Source organism: Sphingomonas sp. UYP23 (assembly GCF_054059235.1).
In genome coordinates, this window is sequence record NZ_JBSSBX010000001.1 from 492,221 (window position 1) to 512,199 (window position 19,979).

17 protein-coding genes and 1 pseudogene are annotated in these 19,979 nt (G+C 67.0%); 15 read left to right on the top strand and 3 right to left on the bottom strand.

Features of this window, described 5'->3' with window-relative positions; all coding sequences use genetic code 11:
- The first annotated feature begins 399 nt into the window (after nucleotides 1-399).
- The 5 genes and pseudogenes from ACVWYO_RS02615 (at nucleotide 400) to ACVWYO_RS02635 (ending at nucleotide 5,552) form a co-directional block, all read left to right on the top strand.
- A complete protein-coding gene (locus tag ACVWYO_RS02615) occupies nucleotides 400-2,205 on the top strand; it encodes a two-component system sensor histidine kinase NtrB (RefSeq protein WP_457348649.1) in 1,806 nt (601 codons plus the stop codon).
- Nucleotides 2,184-2,435, top strand: a pseudogene (locus ACVWYO_RS02620) (response regulator); the annotation flags it as partial. The gene ACVWYO_RS02615 and the pseudogene ACVWYO_RS02620, both read left to right, overlap by 22 nt.
- Nucleotides 2,436-2,514: 79 nt before the next feature.
- On the top strand, nucleotides 2,515-2,796 hold the full coding sequence (locus ACVWYO_RS02625; RefSeq protein ID WP_457348650.1) for a response regulator transcription factor: 282 nt from the start codon (nucleotides 2,515-2,517) through the stop codon (nucleotides 2,794-2,796).
- 186 nt (nucleotides 2,797-2,982) lie between these two features.
- The gene (locus tag ACVWYO_RS02630; RefSeq protein WP_457348651.1) at nucleotides 2,983-5,055 is read left to right on the top strand and encodes a catalase; all 2,073 of its coding nucleotides are present in this window, start codon (nucleotides 2,983-2,985) and stop codon (nucleotides 5,053-5,055) included.
- Nucleotides 5,056-5,090: 35 nt separating this feature from the next.
- The gene (locus ACVWYO_RS02635; RefSeq protein WP_457348652.1) at nucleotides 5,091-5,552 is read left to right on the top strand and encodes a hypothetical protein; all 462 of its coding nucleotides are present in this window, start codon (nucleotides 5,091-5,093) and stop codon (nucleotides 5,550-5,552) included.
- Between the two features lie 105 nt (nucleotides 5,553-5,657).
- On the opposite strand, the gene ACVWYO_RS02640 is transcribed toward ACVWYO_RS02635, so the two are convergent.
- Nucleotides 5,658-7,760 (bottom strand): AsmA family protein, encoded by a 2,103-nt coding sequence (locus tag ACVWYO_RS02640; RefSeq protein WP_457348653.1) that lies wholly within the window; start codon nucleotides 7,758-7,760, stop codon nucleotides 5,658-5,660.
- 161 nt (nucleotides 7,761-7,921) lie between these two features.
- Here ACVWYO_RS02640 and ACVWYO_RS02645 point away from each other — a divergent pair, with 161 nt between their 5' ends.
- The 10 genes from ACVWYO_RS02645 (at nucleotide 7,922) to ACVWYO_RS02690 (ending at nucleotide 18,055) form a co-directional block, all read left to right on the top strand.
- Nucleotides 7,922-8,122 (top strand): hypothetical protein, encoded by a 201-nt coding sequence (locus ACVWYO_RS02645; RefSeq protein ID WP_457348654.1) that lies wholly within the window; start codon nucleotides 7,922-7,924, stop codon nucleotides 8,120-8,122.
- A gap of 79 nt (nucleotides 8,123-8,201) precedes the next feature.
- On the top strand, nucleotides 8,202-9,182 hold the full coding sequence (locus ACVWYO_RS02650) for an aldo/keto reductase (RefSeq protein ID WP_457348655.1): 981 nt from the start codon (nucleotides 8,202-8,204) through the stop codon (nucleotides 9,180-9,182).
- Between the two features lie 208 nt (nucleotides 9,183-9,390).
- On the top strand, nucleotides 9,391-10,512 hold the full coding sequence (locus ACVWYO_RS02655; protein WP_457348656.1) for an 8-amino-7-oxononanoate synthase: 1,122 nt from the start codon (nucleotides 9,391-9,393) through the stop codon (nucleotides 10,510-10,512).
- Nucleotides 10,509-11,135, top strand: a complete 627-nt coding sequence (gene bioD, locus ACVWYO_RS02660; RefSeq protein WP_457348657.1) for a dethiobiotin synthase — start codon at nucleotides 10,509-10,511, stop codon at nucleotides 11,133-11,135. Before ACVWYO_RS02655 ends, bioD begins: the two co-directional genes overlap by 4 nt.
- On the top strand, nucleotides 11,132-12,391 hold the full coding sequence (locus ACVWYO_RS02665; RefSeq protein ID WP_457348658.1) for an adenosylmethionine--8-amino-7-oxononanoate transaminase: 1,260 nt from the start codon (nucleotides 11,132-11,134) through the stop codon (nucleotides 12,389-12,391). Before bioD ends, ACVWYO_RS02665 begins: the two co-directional genes overlap by 4 nt.
- 65 nt (nucleotides 12,392-12,456) lie before the next feature.
- The gene (locus ACVWYO_RS02670) at nucleotides 12,457-14,592 is read left to right on the top strand and encodes a TonB-dependent siderophore receptor (RefSeq protein WP_457348659.1); all 2,136 of its coding nucleotides are present in this window, start codon (nucleotides 12,457-12,459) and stop codon (nucleotides 14,590-14,592) included.
- Nucleotides 14,593-14,610: 18 nt separating this feature from the next.
- Entirely contained in the window at nucleotides 14,611-14,913 is a 303-nt protein-coding gene (locus ACVWYO_RS02675) for a hypothetical protein (RefSeq protein WP_457348660.1), read from the top strand.
- On the top strand, nucleotides 14,910-16,451 hold the full coding sequence (locus ACVWYO_RS02680; protein WP_457348661.1) for a PepSY-associated TM helix domain-containing protein: 1,542 nt from the start codon (nucleotides 14,910-14,912) through the stop codon (nucleotides 16,449-16,451). Before ACVWYO_RS02675 ends, ACVWYO_RS02680 begins: the two co-directional genes overlap by 4 nt.
- Entirely contained in the window at nucleotides 16,448-16,735 is a 288-nt protein-coding gene (locus ACVWYO_RS02685; RefSeq protein ID WP_457348662.1) for a DUF3325 domain-containing protein, read from the top strand. Before ACVWYO_RS02680 ends, ACVWYO_RS02685 begins: the two co-directional genes overlap by 4 nt.
- A 75-nt stretch (nucleotides 16,736-16,810) precedes the next feature.
- Nucleotides 16,811-18,055 (top strand): NAD(P)/FAD-dependent oxidoreductase, encoded by a 1,245-nt coding sequence (locus ACVWYO_RS02690; protein WP_457348663.1) that lies wholly within the window; start codon nucleotides 16,811-16,813, stop codon nucleotides 18,053-18,055.
- 4 nt (nucleotides 18,056-18,059) lie between these two features.
- Here the strand turns inward: ACVWYO_RS02690 and ACVWYO_RS02695 are convergent, their stop codons facing one another.
- Both ACVWYO_RS02695 and hisC read right to left on the bottom strand, forming a co-directional pair.
- Entirely contained in the window at nucleotides 18,060-18,761 is a 702-nt protein-coding gene (locus tag ACVWYO_RS02695) for a haloacid dehalogenase type II (RefSeq protein WP_457348664.1), read from the bottom strand.
- Entirely contained in the window at nucleotides 18,758-19,852 is a 1,095-nt protein-coding gene (gene hisC / locus ACVWYO_RS02700) for a histidinol-phosphate transaminase (RefSeq protein ID WP_457348665.1), read from the bottom strand. The genes ACVWYO_RS02695 and hisC overlap by 4 nt, the downstream gene beginning before the upstream one ends.
- Nucleotides 19,853-19,979 lie beyond the last annotated feature (127 nt).

The following is a 19,979-nucleotide window of genomic DNA, read 5'->3' on the forward strand; positions in this document are numbered from 1 at the left end:
GAAATCTTATAATAGTTTATGTGAATTTTTGAAGCGCCCCTTGCCTCCATACATATCCAAATAGGGTATTTATTGATATAAGTTCAGTATGGCTATGCCTATAGTACATCGTTGCGCACCATGATTGGTCGAACATACTCTGTACACATGGCGGGGCTCGCGTGCGCCCTCCTGATCCTCTTTGTCTGTATATAGAGGATATTCAGTTTTACCCTATATCCGTTTGATATCAAAGGATATGCGAGCTCTTCCAGCTTATTCGAACTTGGCGTTTGGGCAAGCTTGGCCGCTTGTGCTCTCGCAGTGACGATGATGCTGCTCGATCGACCGCGCAGCGCTACGCTCTTCTCTGCCACGGTCTTGGTCCTGAGTGTCGCCACATTCCGCGATAGTCGGTTTGTGTCCTTCCTCATCGATGGACGCACGGCATTTCCGCTTGGGGTCGGCACGAGCATCGCCGCGCTTTCCAGCTTGATCGCGGCGCTCGTACAGCTTGTATTGGCGGCGGTCTGCCTCACGCTCGGGCTCGATCGGTCGCGGATCCCGCAGGGTATCCGCGTGGGCCTGCTTCTGTTCCTGGCGATCATGATCGCGGCGGGAGCGCTCGCCGTCGGGATCGGCACCGGCCTCAACGGCGCCCACGCGTCGAACGCGTCCGGCGCCATCACCGCGCTCTTGCTGACCCTGCTGGCGGTGGCGATCGGCGCTCAGGCCGAGCGGCTCGACCCGATCCTGCTCGCCCACCCCGGGCTATGGGGAACCGTTTCGCTGGCGCTCGCGATCGCCACGTTCGACCTGGTGGCGACGCACACCGCGGCGGCGCGTTGGGCGTATATCCTGCTCGTCCTGAGCGGACTGCTCTTCCCGCGGCGTGTCTTCGCCCGCGTGTTCACGGTGGTGGCGCTCGGACTGACGCTGTTCGGATTGGCCGCCGCGCCGCGCGGCGAGATCGCGACGTTCGTCGGAATAGCCGATACAGGCCTCGCGATTGGCGCGATCCTGCTCGCGGCGCTCTTCGTCGATCGGACGCTGCGCTCGCGCCAGGCGGAACAGCATATCGCCGATCAGACCACAGCCATCGAACAGATGACCGGGGCGGCGCGCTTCGAGCTGGATCTGGCGAGCATGACCTTCACCCCCACCCCTGCATTCGGTGCGCTCCACGGCCTTTCAGCCGAGCCGCACCAGGTTTGGCGCAGCTTCGTCGCAGCCCACATCACTCCGCAGCAGCAGGTCGAGCTTGCCGCCTCGCTGGCCGCGGCACGGCACGGCCGGACCGCCGATACGCTCGCATACAGCTTCCTGCGCCGCGACGGCGACATGGGCGACGCGCTCCTGCGCTGGGTGCCGATCCGCGACGACCGCGGGGCGATCGCGCGCCTGACCGGGATCGTCCAGGACGTCACCCGTCATTACCGATGCGAACGCGGCAGCGCCGAATTGCGGGCGCAATTGTGCCAGGCGCAGAAACTCGAAACGCTCGGCCTGCTGGCCGGCGGCGTCGCGCACGACCTCAGCAACACGCTGGTCCCGGTGACGATCCTCGCGCCGCTCGTCCTGGAGTCGATCACCGATCCGACCGATCGGCAAAGCATGGCGCTGATCATCGAATCGGCACAGCGTGCGCGCGAGCTGGCGCGCGACATGCTGGCCTATACGCGCGAGGAAGCCGTCACGCTCGAGCGGGTCCGGCCGGACGATCTGATCCGCGCCTATCTTCCGTTGCTGCGCGCACGCGTTCCGGCCGCCATCACCATCGTCGAGGCGCTGGCACCGGTTCCCGCGATTACGGGCAATATCCGCCAACTCTATCAGGTGGTGCTCAATCTGGTGGTCAACGCGGCCCAGGCGATCGGTTCGCGCGGTGGCACGATCACGATCGGGACGATCGCCGAACCCGCTCGCGACGGCGGCCGGCGTTCGGTCCGATTGTTCGTCTGCGACGATGGCGAGGGGATCGATCCGGCGACGCTCGATCGCATCTTCGAGCCGTTCTTCAGCACTAAGCAGGGCGATGAGGCGAACGGGATCGGCTTGGCGATCGTCCGCCGGATCATACAGTCGCATGGCGGGGTGATCTCCGCCAAGAGCGCTCCAGGCCAAGGCGCGCGGTTCGATTTGCTGTTTCCGGCTGCCACCGCTGCCCACCGCCGGAAGCGCTCCCCCCCTGCAAGCGAGGCCGAATGGCAAAGCGCATCTATATAGTCGACGATGACGAAGCGATCCGTCGCTCGCTGCTCACGCTGCTGACACGCTGCGGCGATTACCTGGCCGAAGGCTTTGCCTCGGGCGAAGCCTTTCTTGAGGCGACGCCGCGGTTAGACCCGGGGATCGCGCTGCTCGATCTGCACATGTCCGGACTGTCCGGGTTCGACGTGCTGGCCACCGTGCGGCGCGATGGCCTGCCGTATCTGTGCGTGGTGGTCACCGGTCATGGCAGCATCGCCTTCGCAGTCGAGGCGATAAAGCGGGGGGGCGATCGACTTTCTCGAAAAGCCGTACGATCAGGAAGCCGTGTTCGATCGGCTCGAGCGCGCGTTCGAACGGCTCGCGCGGAGCGACGAGACTGCTGCGCGCACAGCCGCCGCGCAGGAACAGATCGCCCGGCTCGCCCCGCGCGAGATCGATGTGCTGTGCGGGCTGATCGCGGGCAAGATCAACAAGGTGATCGCGCACGATCTTTCAATCAGCCCGCGAACCGTCGAGGTCTATCGCGCGCACATGATGAGCAAGTTGCATGTGCAGTCGCTACCCGATGCCCTGCGGATCGCGTTCGCCGCAGGGCTGGTTCAGTAGCACTCCCATCGCCGGGGGGCGCCGCTCCCGGGGCGCACGCCAAAGCGACGCAAAATATCGTCACGATGCTGTGATCGTGGCGGAAAGAAACCGAGCGCGAGCCGTTATCTAACCGCGTGGTTTGCCCGACAGAGGGCGCCCGCGTGTGCTTGTCGGTCCCCATGCCGACACTTCCGGAGATTTCCCATGGCCACCACCCCCGAAAAGACCCGCGGCAACGCGGGCGAGACCCACCAGCAGGCCGCCGACGGCGATCCCATTCTGACCACCAACCACGGCGTACCGATTTCCGACAATCAGAACAGCCTGCGTTCTGGCGAACGTGGCCCGACGCTGCTCGAGGACTTCGTCCTGCGCGAGAAGATCTTCCACTTCGACCACGAGCGTATTCCAGAGCGGATCGTTCACGCCCGCGGTTCGGGCGCGCATGGCTATTTCGAGGCTACCGACGACATTTCCGATCTATCGAAGGCGGCGGTCTTCACCAAGGGTGAAAAGACCAAAGTGTTCGTCCGCTTTTCGACGGTCGCCGGCGGAACGGGGTCGGTCGACACGCCTCGTGACGTGCGCGGTTTTGCAGTCAAGCTGTACACGCGCGAGGGTAATTGGGATCTGGTCGGCAACAACATCCCGGTCTTCTTCATCCAGGACGCGATCAAGTTCCCCGACCTGATCCACGCCGTGAAGATGGAGGCCGATCGTGGCTATCCGCAGGCCGGCAGCGCGCACGACACCTTCTGGGACTGGGCCTCGCTCACCCCCGAGGCGACGCACATGCTGTTCTGGGCAATGTCCGACCGGACACTGCCGCGCTCGCTGCGGATGATGGAAGGCTTCGGCATCCACACCTTCAAGCTCGTTAACGCCGAGGGCAAGGCGAGCTTCGTCAAGTTCCACTGGAAACCCAAACTCGGCATCCAGTCGACGATCTGGGACGAAGCGCTCAAACTCCAGGGCGCCGATAATGACTATCATCGCCGCGATCTGTTCGAGGCGATCGACGGCGGCGATTTTCCCGAATGGGAGCTCGGCATCCAGGTGTTCGACCAGGAATTTGCCGATGCGCAGCCCTATGATGTGCTCGATTCGACCAAATTGATCCCTGAGGACGACATTCCCGTGCGGATCATCGGGCGGATGGTCCTCGACCGCAACGTCGACAACTTCTTCGCCGAAACCGAACAGGTCGCCTTCCTGCCGACCAATATCGTGTCGGGCATCGATTTCTCGAACGATCCGCTGCTGCAGGGCCGGCTGTTCTCGTATCTCGACACGCAGAAGTCGCGACTGGGGACGACCAATTTCCACCAGATCCCGATCAACGCGCCGCGCTGCCCGTTCGGCAATTTCCAACGCGACGGGATGATGCAGACCCAAGTGCCCAAGGGCCGGGCAAATTACGAGCCCAACAGCCTCGGCGCACATGGCGAGGAAGGCGGCCCGCGCGAGAGCCCGAAGGGCTTCGCCACGGTCAACGCCGCGACCGGCCCGAACGAAACCGGCGACAAGCTCCGGATCCGCTCGGAGACGTTCAGCGACCATTACAGCCAGGCGCGGATGTTCCTGAATTCGCAGACCGAGAGCGAGCAGGCGCATATCGCCTCGTCGTTCGTGTTCGAGTTGTCGAAGGTCGGGACGCTCGAGCAGGTTCCGCCGCGGATGGTAGCGAACCTGCGCAACGTCGATGAGGCGTTCGCCCAGCGCGTTGCGGACGGACTCGGCATTCCGCTGCCCGACAAGGCCGAAGCGGCGCGCGAGCCGGTCGACATGAAGCCGTCCGACGCACTGTCGATCCACAAGAACATGAAGGCGACGCTCGAAGGGCGTACCGTCGGCGTGTTGATTGCGGACGGCACCGATGCGGGCGTGCTCGACACGCTGGTCGCGGCGATTATGGCGGCAAAGGCCAAGCCGTTCCTCGTCGCGCCCAAGGTCGGCGGCGCAAAGCTGTCGGACGGGTCGCAGCAGAAGGCTGACGGCCAGCTTGCTGGTTCGCCGTCGCAGCTGTTCGATGCCGCAGCGGTGGTGCTCTCCGCTGAAGGAACTGCGGCGTTGCTCAAGGAAGGCGCTGCCATCCAGTGGGTAATGGACGCGTTCGGGCATCTGAAGGCGGTCGGCGCGAGCGAGGCGGCAAAGCCTTTGCTCGACAAGGCCGGCGTCGAGGCCGATGAGGGCGTGACGGGGCTCGACGATGGTTTCATCGCCGCTGCCGCAAAGCGCTTCTACGCGCGGGAACCCAACGTCCGCACCCTCGCCTAACGGCGGGGGCTGCGGTCCTCTATCGGGATACACCTATGATCGACCCCTTTGCCTACTGGACGCGTGTCATGTCGGCATGGGGGTCGGTCGGTGCGACCGGCGAGCGGTTGAGCGAAACCGCAACGGCTTCGCACGCGGTGATCGCGTCGCGCACGACGACGATCGGCGAGGCGATGCGATCGCCGCTGAGCGGCGACTATGCAGAGCTCGGGCGAATGGTGCCCGAGAAGGTGGCGGCGTTCTCGCAATCGGGCACCGCCGGATTGAGCGCACTGATGACGTTGCAAGCCGGCTATGTCGCGCAGGCGCAGGAGCTTCGCGCGATGTGGCTGCGCGGTCGTCCGCCGACGCTGTTCGAACTTGCCGCGCTATCCGAACGCTCGAGCATGCATGCGTTGAGCGCGCTCGAAACCGGCGCGCAGATGGGGCGAGACGTCGTCGCGCCGCTGCACAAAGCCGCAACCGGGAACGCGAAGCGCCTGCGCAAGGCACGCTGACGCGCTTTCTCGCTTAACGGCTTCCACGGGTTCGCGCTGTGAGCGCGGCCAAAGCGGTTACGCCCAGGCCACGGCCCGCACCGGGGCGCCGCGGCAAAGACCCCTTCAGAAAATCCCCAGGAATTTCTTCCGCTTGCCTGCACCCTTTTCTGGGGTGCCATTGCCAACATCGTCGCGCGTCTTTCCCTTGGTGGTGCGCTGCGCCGCGGCCGGCTTGGCCGACAGGACGGGGCCGCACGCCGCGGCTTTCGCGTCGCCAACGTCGACGAACGCCAGCAGCGCCGCGGGCGGGGTGGCGATCAGCGCCAGTCCGAGCCCCGTCCCGGCACGCCCGATCAACTCCGGGCTGATCACCGCGATACCAGGCTTGGCGAAGCTGCCATTGAGCCCGACCGGCGACTGCGCCGAGAGCAGGCTGAACTTCTTACCATCGGCGCGGAATGCGAGATCCAGCGCCTCGGTGCCGAAGCTGAACCCGCCGGTCGCGGCGATCACGTTCTTGCTGGTGTCGATCAGGATCGGATCGGCCGCTGCGGCGCCCTTGCGAACGGTGAAGGCCACCAGACCGCAATTGATGCGCACCGGTTCCTTCAATTTGTCCTGGAACATCTTCTGGACGAAGGTGCCGATGTCGAGCTCGCTCAACTGCACGTTGCGCGTCCAGAAACTGCCCGCGGGCATCACGAAGGCGATTCGTCCGTTCGAATTCGCAAGCGAATCGTGAAGGCTGTCGCCGGTGCCGACGAGCTGCAGCCGTCCCTTGATGGTCCCCGTGGTCCCCGCCTCGGCGACGCCGAACCCGGCGAGCAGGCGCCCCATCGGAGTCGAGGCCAGACGAATGTCGTAGCTCGCCTTGGTCGGGCGGCGGCGCGTGTCGAGCACGATATCCGACGCGACATTGCCGCGCGCCATCGAGAAGGTCAGCGGCGAAAGCTTCAGCACGCTGTCCTTGAGCGCAAGCGTCAGATCGATGTTGGAGACCGGCACGTTCTTAGACCGCACGACGCCGACCGTCCATTTGAGATCGGCGTCGAAGGCGTGCAGCGCGGCGATGTCGAGCGAGGCGTCGGGCAACAGCCGCGCCGGCGCCGCGCCCGTTGCCGCTGCCGCCGCGGTCACGCCCTTGGTCGCGATCAGATCGGGATTGTAGCCGATGAACGGCGCCATATCTATGATATCGACCTTCCTGCTCGCCAGCGTCGCGTCGATGTGGATGCGTGGCGCGATATTCTCGACCGTGAAGCGCCCCGCCAGATCGCTCGCGCCGAAGCGACCCCGCAGGTGCGTGAAGGCGTAGGTGTTGCCGGTCTTCACCAGCTGCGCCTTGAGGGCATAGGCGCGCGACTGCGGAATGGCGACGCCGATGATCTGCAGCAATTCGTGCATGTTGCGCCCGCGCGCGGTGACGTCGAGCGGGACATTCTCGATCTCGGCGAGGCTCGGCAAGGTGCCCGCGACATCGATCACGTTATGCGCGGCGTGCGCGGTCATCGTGAGTTTGTTGGCGCCGCGCGCGACGGTCTGGTCGGGCGACAGCAACGCGCCGCTCAGCGTGAAGGGAGTGTCGCGGACCACGCCCTTGCCGGTGAAATCGACCTTGTCGCCGATCTTCGCGTCGTTCGACTTGATCGTCGCGAAGTCCAGATCGGCGAGCAACCGCATCCGCGTGTCGCGATAGCGCACCGTCGTGCCGGCCAGCGTCGCGCGGTCGATCGTCGGAAAGGCGAGCGGCTTGCCGCCCTTGGTCTGGCTGAAGGTCCAGCTGTTGGTGCTGTGGTCGGGGCTCCATTCGAGATCGACCGCGCCCTCGGCCAGGTCGAGGAAGTACAGCCGGCGCTTGCCGAACAGCAGCGACAGCGGGGCGATCCGCGTGTCGATCTTCTTGGCCTCGAACAGATTGGGGCGGCTCGCCCAGGACGGGTTCGAGATGGTCAGCCCTTCGGCGAGGAACTTGATCTGGAACGGGTCGAAAAACAGCTGAAAGTCGCCACGCACCGTCACGGTGCGGTGCGTGAGCGATCCTACCACGCGCTCGAAGGTCGGCTTCAGGAAGCGCCCCTTGGTGATGTAGAGCACCAGCCAGATCGCAAACACCAGCGCGACGATGCCGAGCAGGATGGTGCGCGCGATCCGCCAGCGGCGGCGCGGCGGGGTTTCCGGCGCGGCGGGTCCGGGCGTAATCGGCGTAGCGGCTGCGGTGTCGGTCACGGTCGTTCGGTCTGCATGGCGGGACGCTTCATAAGATCGGGCATCGCCCTGGTACGGAACACAGCCATAGCCGCTTCAACTGAACGCCGCTTGACCGGAAAAGTGCCGGCTCGTCGCACACCGCTGGACAGCGGCGCCGCTCGCTCGCTAACGGCTGCGCCATGAGTGTCACTGCAACGATCATGAATTCCGCCACTGGCGAGCCCATCCAGAAGATGGTGTTCGGCCGCATGCCCAAGCCCTGGGCGTCCTTCACGCTGACCTCGGGCGAGCTCGTCACCGCCGACCGCGTCAATGTCGGCAAGCCCGCGCCGGGCAAGTTCGTCGTGCCGGTCTCGGTCTGGGTCACGCCGAAGAAATAGCCGCGCCGTGGCCGGACCGCTTCCCGCCACCCTTCGTTGACGCGTATCCCATACGTACCGATCACGAAGGACTGCCCGGATGGACTATATCAAGCTCGGCGCGACCGGCCTCGACGTCTCGCGCCTGTGTCTTGGCTGCATGACCTTCGGTGTGCCCGATCGCGGCACCCACGCCTGGACGCTCGACGAGGAAACGAGTCGGCCGATCGTGCAAAGGGCGGTCGAGGCCGGAATCAACTTCTTCGACACCGCCAACGTCTATTCGGACGGCACGTCGGAGGAGATCGTCGGTCGTGCGCTCAAGGATTTCACGCGCCGCGACGAGGTCGTGATCGCGACCAAGGTGCACGGGCGGATGCGGCCGGGGCCCAACGGTGCCGGGCTCAGTCGCAAGGCGATCCTGACCGAGATCGACGCCAGCCTCACGCGGCTCGGCACCGAGTATGTCGATCTCTACCAGATCCACCGCTTCGACCCCGAGGTCGCGATCGAGGAGACGCTCGAGGCGCTGCACGACGTCGTCAAGGCGGGCAAGGCGCGCTATATCGGCGCGTCGTCGATGTTCGCCTGGCAGTTCGCGACGATGCTCCACACCTCCGAGGCGAATGGCTGGACACGCTTTGCGACGATGCAGGATTATCTCAACCTGCTCTACCGCGAGGAGGAGCGTGAGATGCTGCCGCTCTGCGCTGCTGAGGGGATTGGCGTGATCCCGTGGAGCCCGCTCGCGCGCGGTCGGCTGACGCGCGACTGGGATAACGCGACCGAGCGATCGGCGACCGACGCGTTCGGCGCGACTTTGTACAGCCACACCGCCGACGCCGACCGCCGCGTAGTCGAGCGGGTCGCGGAGATCGCCAAGGAGCGCGGCGTGCCGCGCGCGCAGATCGCGCTCGCCTGGGTGCTCGCCAAGCCCGAAGTGTCGGCGCCGATCGTCGGCGCGTCGAAGGTCGCGCACCTCGACGATGCACTGGCGGCGCTCGAGATCGGGCTGACCGAGGCCGAGATCGCGCGGCTGGAGGAGCCGTACGTCCCGCACGCGGTGGTCGGCTTTTCCTGAGACCCGCCCTTCCGTCAGCCCGCCTGCCCCATCATCTCCGCCCCCGTTACCCTCGCGAAAGCGAGGGTCCCGCTTCGTCTGCGCACCGCGGGCCAGGCGTGGGATCCCCGCTTTCGCTGGGATGACGGGAAGGGATGCGGGCGACGGCGATCTGCGTTCAACCGCAACCCCATCGCGCGACGGCACCAACCACGTTAGGGCAAGCGCGATGTCCGTTCTCGCCGCCCATGCCCGCGACCTTGAGTCGCTCGGGCAGACCCACCGCCGCCGCACGCTGACCCCGCGCACCGGGATCGATTTCGCCTCGAACGATTATCTCGGCCTCGCCGCGTCGCCGCGGCTGCGCGAAGCGGTCGCGGCGGCGCTCGCGCGCGGCGTGCCTATCGGCTCGGGCGGATCGCGGCTGCTGCGCGGCAACGATCCCGAGCATGAAGCGCTCGAAGCCGAAGCCGCTGCCTTTTTCGGGAGCGAGTCGGCACTCTATTTCTCAAGCGGGTTCGCCGCGAATGCGGCGCTGTTCGCGACACTGCCGCAGACCGGCGACCTGATCGTCCACGACGCGCTGATCCACGCGAGCGCGCACGACGGGATGCGGCTCGCCCGCGCGCCTGCGCAGAGCGTGGCGCATAACGCTGTACAGGCGTTCGACGATGCGATCACCGCTTGGCGGCGTGCGGGTGGGACGGGCCGCCCATGGATCGCGGTCGAGAGCCTCTACAGCATGGACGGCGATCGCGCCCCACTCGACGATCTCGCCGACGTCGCCGCGCGGCACGACGGCGTGTTGCTGATCGACGAGGCGCATGCGACCGGCGTGTTCGGCCCCGGCGGTCGCGGGCTTGCCGCCGCGCTCGACGGACGCGAGCACGTCATCACGATGCGCACCTGCGGCAAGGCGCTGGGCTGCGAAGGCGCTCTGGTGTGCGGGCCTGCGGTGGTGCGCGACTTCCTGATCAACCGCGGCCGCGCCTTTATCTTCTCGACCGCCCCCTCCCCGCTGATGGCGAGCGGGGTGCGCGCCGCGCTCCGGATCCTCGCCGACGAGCCCGAGCGGCGCACGCGCCTCGACGCGCGGATCGCGCATGCCGGCAAGGTGCTTGCGCCATTAGGAGCGACGGTGACGGACTCGCAGATCCTCCCGCTGATCATCGGCGACGCAGAAGCGACGATGGCGCTCGCCGCAGGCCTGCAGGCGGCAGGCTTCGACGTGCGCGGCATCCGCCCGCCGACGGTCCCGCCGGGAAGCGCGCGGCTGCGCATCTCGATCACGCTCAACGTCGATATCGCCGCTATCGATCGCCTCGCCACCGCGCTGAAAGCTCTCTTATGATCCCCCGCATCGTCGTCACCGGCACCGATACCGACATCGGCAAGACGGTGTTCGCCGCCGCGCTCGCGGGCGCGCTCGGCGCGGCCTATTGGAAGCCGGTGCAGGCCGGGCTCGACGGCGGCAGCGACGCGATGCGCGTCGCCGCGCTGAGCGGCTTGCCCGCGAGCCACATCCTGCCCGAGGCGTATCGACTCGTCACGCCGTGCTCGCCGCACCTCGCCGCGCGGATCGACGGTGTGACGATCGATGCCGACGCGCTCGCCCCGCCACCGCATGACGGCGCGATGGTGATCGAAGGCGCGGGCGGCGTGCTCGTGCCGGTCAACAACACGACGGTCTATGCCGACATTTTCGCGCGCTGGGGCTATCCCGTGGTACTCGTCGCGCGCACTGCGCTCGGCACGATCAACCACAGCTTGCTCTCGATCGAGGCGTTGCGCGCACGCGGCGTGCCGATCCTCGGCGTGGCCTTTAGCGGTGAGCCGGTCGAAGACAGCGAGGCGACGATCGCGCGGATCGGCGGCGTCCGTCGCCTCGGTCGCCTGCCCTTCCTGCCGACGCTCGATGGCGCGACGCTCGCCACCGCGTTCGCCGCGCATTTCTCGCTTGAGGATTTCCAATGAGTTCGCCCGTCTGGCACCCCTTCACCCAGCACGGCCTCGGCGAGTCGATCCCGCGTGTCATGCGCACCGAGGGCGCGTTCCTCTACACCGATGACGGGCGCCGGATCATCGACGCGATCTCGTCCTGGTGGGTAACGACGCACGGCCATTGCCACCCCGCGATCATGGCGGCGATCGCCGACCAGGCGGGCAAGATGGACCAGATCATCTTCGCCGGCTGGACGCACGAACCCGCCGAGACGCTCGCACGCGGTCTCGTGGAGATCATGCCGCCCGCACTTGAGCATGTCTTCTTCTCGGACTCCGGCTCGACCGCCGTCGAGGTCGCGCTGAAGATGGCGCTCGGCTTCTGGGCCAATCGCGGCGCACCGCGCAGTCGCATCCTCGTGCTCGAGCACAGCTATCATGGCGACACGATCGGCGCGATGTCGGTCGGTGCGCGCGGGGTCTACAACCAGGCCTATGCGCCATTGCTGTTCGACGTCGGCACGATCCCCTACCCCGCCCCCGGCGCAGAACAGGCGACGCTCGATGCGCTCGAACAGGCGTGCCGCGCAGGCCCCGCCGCGTTCATCGTCGAGCCGCTGGTGCTCGGTGCAGGCGGGATGCTGTTCTATCCCCCGCGCGTGCTCGCCGAGATGCGCGCGATCTGCGCGCGCCACGATGTGCTCTTCATCGCCGACGAAGTGATGACCGCCTGGGGCCGGACCGGCACGTTGCTGGCGTGCGAGCAGGCCGGCGTCGGGCCCGATATCCTGTGCCTGTCGAAAGGCCTGACCGGCGGCGCCGTCCCGCTCGCGGTGACGATGGCGACCGCCGCGATCTTCGACGCGCACCGGTCGACCGATCGCTCGCGGATGTTCTTCCATTCGTCGAGCTACACCGCCAATCCGATCGCCTGCGCTGCCGCCAACGCCAATCTCGAGATTTGGCGCACCGAGCCCGTACTCGAGCGCGTCGCCGATCTCGCACGGCGGCAGGCGACATGGGCCGAGCAATTGGGTCAGCGCCCGACGATCCACAACGCCCGCGTCTGTGGGACGATCGCGGCGTTCGAGCTTTCGAGTGCAACCGGCACCTATCTCGACGGCCTCGGCCCGCGGCTGCTCGCGTTCTTCAAGGCGCGCGACCTGCTGCTGCGTCCGCTCGGCAACACCGTCTACGTCATGCCGCCATACTGCATCGATGATATCAGCCTGAATGCGATCTACAGCGCGATCGGCGAGGCAAGCGAGACCGCCTCACCCTCTTCCTGATAACGCTATTGATAAGCGTTCGCAAATACGCCACTAGGCCCCCACGACATCAAAGGGACCTGTGAATGAAGCGTTTCGTCATCTCCGCCTTGCTGCTGAGCTCCGCCGTCTATGCCGCACCGGCGATGGCGGAAGACCAGGCGGACGAGAACAATGCGATCGTCGTCACCGGTGCCCGTCCGCGCAGCGAGGCGACCGCGGGCACCAAGAGCTCGGCGCCGATCGCCGAAACGCCGCAATCGATCAGCGTCATCAGCGCCGCCGACATCGCCGATCTCGGTCTGTCGAACCTCAACCAGGCGCTGCGCTTCGTCGCCGGCGTCACCACCGAGCAGCGCGGATCGAGCGCCGAAGTCTATGACCAGTTCAAGCTGCGCGGCTTCGATGCCCCGCAATTTCTCGACGGGCTCAAGCTGATCGACGGGGCGAGCTATCTCAGCCCGCAGATCGACGTTTCGCGGCTCGACCGGATCGAAGTGATCAAGGGGCCGGCCTCGGTGCTCTACGGCCAGTCGGGCCCTGGCGGCCTTGTCGCGTTGTCGAGCAAGCTGCCGCTCGACAAGCCGTTCTACGGTGCGGTGTCGGGCACGTACGGCACCTATGACCTCTATCGCGCCGATGCCGATGTCGGCGGCAAGATCAGCGACTCCGTACTCTGGCGCGTCACCGGCAGCGTCAACGGCGCACACACCCAGCAGACCTTCAGCGGGCGCGAGCGCCAGACGATCTCGGGCGCGCTGACCTTCAATCTCGATCACGCGACCAAGCTGACGCTGCTCGGCGCCTATTCGAACGATCCGCAGAACGGCAGCTACGGCGTGTTCCCGGCATCGGGCACCTTCCTGCCCAACCCCAACGGCACGCTGTCGACCTCGACCGATTTCGGCGAGCCCGGCAATTACTTCAAGCGCGAGCAGGTCGCCGCGACCTATATCCTGACGCACGAGATCAACCCCGACTGGAACATCCGCGCGTCGGGCCGCTACCAGCACGGCACCGCGCGGCTCGGTATCGTCTATGCCGCGGGATCGCTGGTCGATGCCGCCGCCAATCCCACCTCCACGCTCTACAACCGCGCCTCCTATGCAACGCGCGAGCGCAGCGACTCCTGGGTGTTCGACAATCAGGTGCACGGCCGTTTCGCCACAGGCGCGGTGAAGCATGACGTGCTGTTTGGCGTCGATTACCAGACCGGCAACGCGCGCTCGATCAACGCCTTCGGCTCGGCGACGCCGCTCAACGGCTATGCCCCGGTCTATGGCACGATGGTCGTGCCGCAGAGCCCGGCGCAGGTGCCGAACTATTTCAGCCTTAACGACAACAAGCCGCGCTCGAACCAGGCCGGCGTCTATGCGCAGGACGAGCTTTCGTACGGCGCCCTGCGCGTGCTGCTCAGCGGACGGCAGGATTGGGCGTCGGTGCGCACCGCGCCCGGCACCGCATCGCAGGATTCGCAGAAGTTCACCTATCGCGCCGGGGCGCTCTACACACTGCCGTTCGGGCTTGCGCCCTATGTCAGTTACGCGACCTCGTTCGAACCCAACGGCACGCTCACGCAACCGAACGGCGCGATCACCGTCGCCAAGCCGTCCGAGGGCAAGCAGATCGAGGCCGGCGCCAAATATACCGTGCCGGGAACGCAGATCCTCGTCACCGGCGCATGGTTCCAGATCGACCAGACCAACCTCATCACCACCAATCCGCTGACCAATGTCTCGACGCAGAGCGGCAAGGTCCGCTCGACCGGCGTCGAGGTCGAAGCGAGCGCGCCCTTGCCATACGGCTTCAACGCCAAGCTCGCCTACAGCCGCCAGAAGGTGCGCACCATTGCCGATGCCGACCCCGCCAATATCGGTAAGGGAATCATGGGCGTCGGGCGCGGTGGCGTGTCGGGCAATCTCGAATGGGCGCCGCGCGGCGGCAAGTGGCAGGGCTTCGCGATCGGCGGCGCGGTGCGCCATGTCGACAGCATCTATGCCGGTGGTGCGGCGCGCCAGAGTACGCCGGGCTTCACGCTGGTCGATGCGCTGGTGCGCTTCGATCTCGGCACGATCGCGCCGCGCTTCCAGGGCGTGTCGCTCGGGGTCAACGCCGCCAACCTGTTCGACAAGAAGTACGTCACCACCTGCTATCTCGATTATGCCTGGTGCTGGTACGGCAACCGCCGCACCGTGCAGGGCACGATCGCGTATCGGTTCTAACCGCGAATGCCGCACCGCATGACCGAAGCGCGCCGCCAGTGGCGCCGCCGCGCCGACACCGCGCTGCGGATCGTCGTCGCGGTGCCCGGCGGCTATGCGGTGGCGAGCCTGTGGGCGATGGCGCTTGCGCGGATCCTGCCGGGCGGGCCGGCTCAAGCGACCCTCACCGCCACGCTCGTCGCCTTCGCGCTGTGCGCGTTCACCGCGATGTGGGCCTTCGCCGCGCGGAGCGGGTGGCGCGCGGCGTGGACGACGCTGCTCGGCGGCGGCATCGCCGCGGCGATCGCCTTCGGCTCGATCGTGCTGACGGGCCGCGCGTGAGCAAGGGCTTCCGCCAGAGCCAGGCGACGCTCCACACCTGGTCGGGGCTGCTCGTCGGCTGGGTGCTGTTCATCGTCTTCGTGACCGGCACCGCCGCCTATTGGCGCGAGGCGCTCAACCGCTGGGCGCAACCCGAACTCCCGCGGATCGAGCAGCCCGCGCGGGTCGTACGCGGCGCACAGGCACTGCTGCAGCGCGAGGCGCCGAATGCTGCGAGCTGGTTCATCACCGTGCCGAGCACCCGCTCGGCGAGCGGCAGCGTCTTCTGGGTGCCGGGCGCTGGCGCACCGCCCACACGCAGCGAGACGAGCGCGCTGATCGACGGCACCGGCGCCAAGGTCGTCGCGCGCGCGACACGCGGCGGCGACTTCTTTTACCGTTTCCATTTCGACCTGCATTACGTGCCCTATTACGTGTCGCGCTGGATCGTCGGGATCTGCGCGATGTTCATGCTCGTCGCGATCCTCAGCGGGATCGTGACGCACAAGAAGATCTTCCGCGATTTCTTTACCTTTCGCGGCGGCAAGGGGCAGCGCTCGTGGCTCGACGGGCACAATGCCGTCGCGGTGCTCGGCCTGCCCTTCCATCTGATGATCACCTATACCGGGCTGGTCACGCTGATGACGCTGCTGATGCCATGGGCGGCGATCGCCAATTATACCGACCCGGGCAGCTTCGGCCGCCTGCTCTATCCCGAAGCCCCGCCCGTCGCGCGCGCCGACCGCCCCGCGCCGCTGGTCGATCTTGTCGCCGTGCTGCGCGATGGCGAGCGGCGGCTGGGCGCGCCGGTCGACGTTATCAGCGTGACCGCGCCCGGCGATGCATCGGCGCGGATCCTGCTGTCACAGAGCAACAACGGCACGCTGTCGAGCCTGACGCCGCGGCTGACCTATGACGGCGTAAGTGGGCGGCCGCTCTGGGCCTCCCCGCCACCCGGCGCGGCGCTGGTGACCGCGGGCGCGATGATCGGGCTGCACGCCGGGCGCTTCGCCGACACCGCGATCCGCTGGGTCTATTTCCTGTGCGGGATCGGCGGATCGGTGATGGTCGCGAGCGGGCTCGTGCTGTGGAGCGTCAAGCGCCGCGAGAAATTGCCCGACCCCGATCACCCGCCGTTCGGCGTCCGCCTGGTCGAGCGGCTCAATATCGGCTTCGTCGCGGGCTTTCCCGCCGCGCTGGTCGGGTTCCTCTGGGCCAACCGCCTGCTCCCGCTCGCGTTGCCGGGGCGCGCCGAAGCCGAGATCACTGCGATGTTCGTGCTGTGGGGTGCGCTGCTGGTCCACGCCTTCGTTCGCCGGCCGCGCCGCGCCTGGGTAGAGCAGCTCGGGCTGACCGCGGCGCTGCTGCTTGCCTTGCCGCTGTTCGACATGCTCGCGACGAACCGCGGATTGCCGGCGACGATCGCATCGGGCGACACCACGCTCGCAGGCGTCGACCTGACGCTTCTTGCGCTCGGGCTCGCCTATGCCGCGATCGCGCGGGCGGTCCACCGGCACATCCCCTCGCCGCGCCGGTCGCGCAGCCGGGCGACCGTATGACCGCGCTGCCCTTCCTCACCTCCATCCTGGCGTTCCTGCTGTTCGGGCTGGCGACCGACCAGCATCATGGCAAACGCTTCCGGCGTCCCTGTCCGAAGCCGTGCGCAATCGCATTACGGACCGCGGCGTGGGCGCTGCTGATCGTCGGGTTCGCGCTGTCGCTGCAGGCCTGGGGCGTCGTATTCGGGCCGATCGGGTGGGTCGCAGCGGTGATGAGCGGGGCCGCGCTGGTATTCGGCGGGTTGAACTTCATCCCGCTCTCCGCACCCGCTTCGCGGAGGTAATATCGCGCTTCGGGCACTGGACAGATCCGTGCATTGCCCGCACTTCAGCGCGAACGATCCCAGGAGAGGGCTGAAATGACCGACACCGCGCTTTCGTTCGACGTTGTGATCGTGGGGGCGGGGCATGGCGGGGCGCAAGCGGCGATCGCGCTGCGCCAGCGCGGGTTCGCGGGGACGATCGGCCTGATCGGCGACGAGCCCGAACTGCCCTATGAACGCCCTCCCCTGTCGAAGGACTATCTTGCCGGCGACAAGCCGTTCGAGCGGATCCTGATCCGGCCAGCCGCTTTCTGGATAGACCGCAAGATCACGCTCCAGTCGCGCCGGACGGTGGTGTCGGTCGATCCGGTCGCACATCGCGTGACGACCGCCGATGGCGCGACGATCGGCTATTCCACGCTGATCTGGGCGACCGGCGGCCCGCCGCGCCGGTTGACCTGCGCCGGACATGATCTGCGCGGCGTCCACGGCGTGCGCAACCGCGCCGATGTCGACCGGATGATCGCCGAACTTCCCGCGGTCGAACGCGTGATCGTGATCGGCGGCGGGTATATCGGGCTTGAGGCGGCCGCAGTGCTGACCAAGCTCGGCAAGCATGTCACCGTGCTCGAAGCCGCACCGCGCGTGCTGGCGCGCGTTGCGGGCGAAGCCTTGTCGCATTTCTACGAGGCCGAGCACCGCGCGCACGGCGTCGATCTGCGCACCGGCGTCACGGTCGTGGGCATCGAGGGGCACGACGGTGCAGCGACCGGGGTACGGCTTGCCGATGGCAGCGTGGTTGCCGGCACGATGGTGATCGTCGGGATCGGGATCATCCCCGCGGTAGCGCCCCTGCTCGAGGCCGGCGCCGCCGGCGGCAATGGCGTAACCGTCGACGCGCTGTGCCGCACGTCGCTACCCGACATGTTCGCGATCGGCGACTGCGCGGCGCACCCCAACCCGTATGCGGAGGGCGCGACGATTCGGCTTGAATCGGTGCAGAACGCCAACGATCAGGCGACGGTCGTCGCGCGCGCGCTGACGGGCGATCCGCAGCCTTATGATGCGGTGCCGTGGTTCTGGTCGAACCAATATGATCTGAAGCTGCAAACCGTCGGGCTTTCGACCGGCTTCGATGCGGCGGTGCTGCGCGGCGATGTCGACACGCGGCGGTTCTCGGTCGTCTATTTAAAGGCAGGCAAGGTGATCGCGCTGGATTGCGTCAACATGACGCGCGACTATGTCCAGGGCCGCGCGCTGGTGATGGCGCGCGCGGTGATCGACCCGGCGCTGCTGGCCGATGCGGCCGTGCCGTTAAAGGAGATGCTGGCGGCAGGCTGAAGCGTCAGCAGCCGAGACGGTCGGCCAATTCGGTCAGCGACTCGGCGATGTAATCCCATGCCTGTTCCGCCGCGCGGTCGGGCTTGGGCGCGCCGCCCAATTCCATCGGCCGATCGACATAGGCGGTCGCCAGCCCACACGCCCGCGCCGCGGCAAGATCGCTGTGATGCGCGGCTACGAGGCATAGCTCTTCGGGCGCAATCCCCAGGATATCGGCGGTGCCGAGATAGGCTTGCGGCAGCGGTTTGTAGATGCCGGTCGCCTCGGCACCGAGGATCGCATCCCAGGGCAATCCACCGAACCGCGCCAGCGCGAGCATCAGCGCGACATTGCCGTTCGAGAGCGTGACGACCGGGAACCGCGTTGTAAGCCGCTTCAGCCCGGCGACCGAGTCGGGCCACGGATCGAGCCGTCTCCAGGCGAGCGCGAGATCGGCCAGCGTCGCCGCGTCCGCCGCGATGTCGAAGCGCTCGACCAGCACGTCGAGCGTCTCGCGATTGAGCAGGTCGAGCCGCGTATAAGCGCGCCGGCCCGAACGGCATTCCTCCATCGCCGGCTGATACAGGCCGCGCCAATCGTCTGCAAAGCGCGCCGGATCGATATCCTCGCGCCCGATCGCTGCGAGCACAGCCGCCACCTCGCGCGCGACGCTTGTCCGCCAGTCGACGACGGTGCCGAACACGTCGAAGGCGAGCGCCTTGATCACCCCGCGACGATCTCGCGCAAGGCCTCGGCGAGCCCACGCGTCTCGGCCTCGGTGCCGATCGTCATGCGCAGGCCGTTGGCGAGCCCCTGCCCCGGCAGCCAGCGCACGATATAGCCGCGCTCGAGCAGCGCCTTGTATGCCGTCTCGGCGGTAACCGCGCCTTCGAACAGCACGAGCAGGAAGTTTGCCTCGCTCGGGACAACCCGCAGACCCGCATTGCCGAGCTTGCCCATCTCTTCGCCGAGCCACGCGCGCCACACGCGGTTATGCTCGCGCGAGGCGGTGATGAAATCGGCCGCGCCGAGCGCGGCGATCGCGGCTTCCTGGCCGGCGGTGGTGCAGCAGAACGGCGCGCGGATGCGGTGCATCGCGGAGATCGCCTCGTCCGACCCATAGCCCCAGCCGACCCGCTCGGCCGCAAGGCCGTGGATCTTCGAGAAGGTGCGTGTGACGATCACGTTGGGCGCGATGCGCGCGAGATCCAGACCGCCGTCATCGTCCTCGGGGGCGAGATATTCGGCATAGGCCTGGTCGAGCACCAGCATCACCTGCGCGGGCAGCCCGGCGTGCAGCCGCGCGATCTCTTCCTTCCGCGTAAAAGTGCCGGTCGGGTTGTTGGGATTGGCGACGAACACGACGCGGGTCCGCTCGGTCACGGCGGCGAGGATCGCATCGACGTCGGTCGCATAGTCGCGGTCGTCGGCGGTGACGAGCGTCGCGCCGACGCGGCGCGTGGCGATCTCATAGACCGCGAAGCCGTAACGCACCTGGATGATCTCGTCGCCCGGGCCCGCATAGGCACCGGCGATCAGGTGGAGCACCTCGTCCGATCCGGTGCCGTAGATAACCCGCGCGGGGTCGAGATCGTGATGCGCGGCGATCGCCTCGCGCAGCAGGGCTGCGCCGGCGTCGGGATAGCGCGCTAGATCGCCCGAATGGCTGGCAAACGCTTCGACCGCCTGTCGGCTGGTGCCGAGCGGATTTTCGTTCGACGACAGCTTGATGACGGGTGCCCCGCCCTCGCTCGTCGAGCGACCGGGCACGTAGGGGGCGATGGCCATGACCCATGGCTTGGGAACCGGTGCGTTCATGGCGCGTGCGTTAGCGGGGAATGCCCACAACTTCAAATCCTCCCCGCCACGGGGCGCGGAACCATGAGCATTCGGCGAATGGTGAAAGGGGGCCTCTCAGCGGGCGTGACGCGCGTGGCGGCCCCCT

Bases quoted from the DNA above. Each gene is read 5' to 3' on its own strand.
- ACVWYO_RS02630 (WP_457348651.1), top strand. From the start codon at position 2,983: ATGGCCACCACCCCCGAAAAGACCCGCGGCAACGCGGGCGAGACCCAC.
- ACVWYO_RS02635 (WP_457348652.1), top strand. From the start codon at position 5,091: ATGATCGACCCCTTTGCCTACTGGACGCGTGTCATGTCGGCATGGGGG.
- ACVWYO_RS02645 (WP_457348654.1), top strand. From the start codon at position 7,922: ATGAGTGTCACTGCAACGATCATGAATTCCGCCACTGGCGAGCCCATC.
- ACVWYO_RS02650 (WP_457348655.1), top strand. From the start codon at position 8,202: ATGGACTATATCAAGCTCGGCGCGACCGGCCTCGACGTCTCGCGCCTG.
- ACVWYO_RS02655 (WP_457348656.1), top strand. From the start codon at position 9,391: ATGTCCGTTCTCGCCGCCCATGCCCGCGACCTTGAGTCGCTCGGGCAG.
- bioD (WP_457348657.1), top strand. From the start codon at position 10,509: ATGATCCCCCGCATCGTCGTCACCGGCACCGATACCGACATCGGCAAG.
- ACVWYO_RS02665 (WP_457348658.1), top strand. From the start codon at position 11,132: ATGAGTTCGCCCGTCTGGCACCCCTTCACCCAGCACGGCCTCGGCGAG.
- ACVWYO_RS02670 (WP_457348659.1), top strand. From the start codon at position 12,457: ATGAAGCGTTTCGTCATCTCCGCCTTGCTGCTGAGCTCCGCCGTCTAT.
- ACVWYO_RS02675 (WP_457348660.1), top strand. From the start codon at position 14,611: ATGACCGAAGCGCGCCGCCAGTGGCGCCGCCGCGCCGACACCGCGCTG.
- ACVWYO_RS02685 (WP_457348662.1), top strand. From the start codon at position 16,448: ATGACCGCGCTGCCCTTCCTCACCTCCATCCTGGCGTTCCTGCTGTTC.
- ACVWYO_RS02690 (WP_457348663.1), top strand. From the start codon at position 16,811: ATGACCGACACCGCGCTTTCGTTCGACGTTGTGATCGTGGGGGCGGGG.
- hisC (WP_457348665.1), bottom strand. From the start codon at position 19,852: ATGAACGCACCGGTTCCCAAGCCATGGGTCATGGCCATCGCCCCCTAC.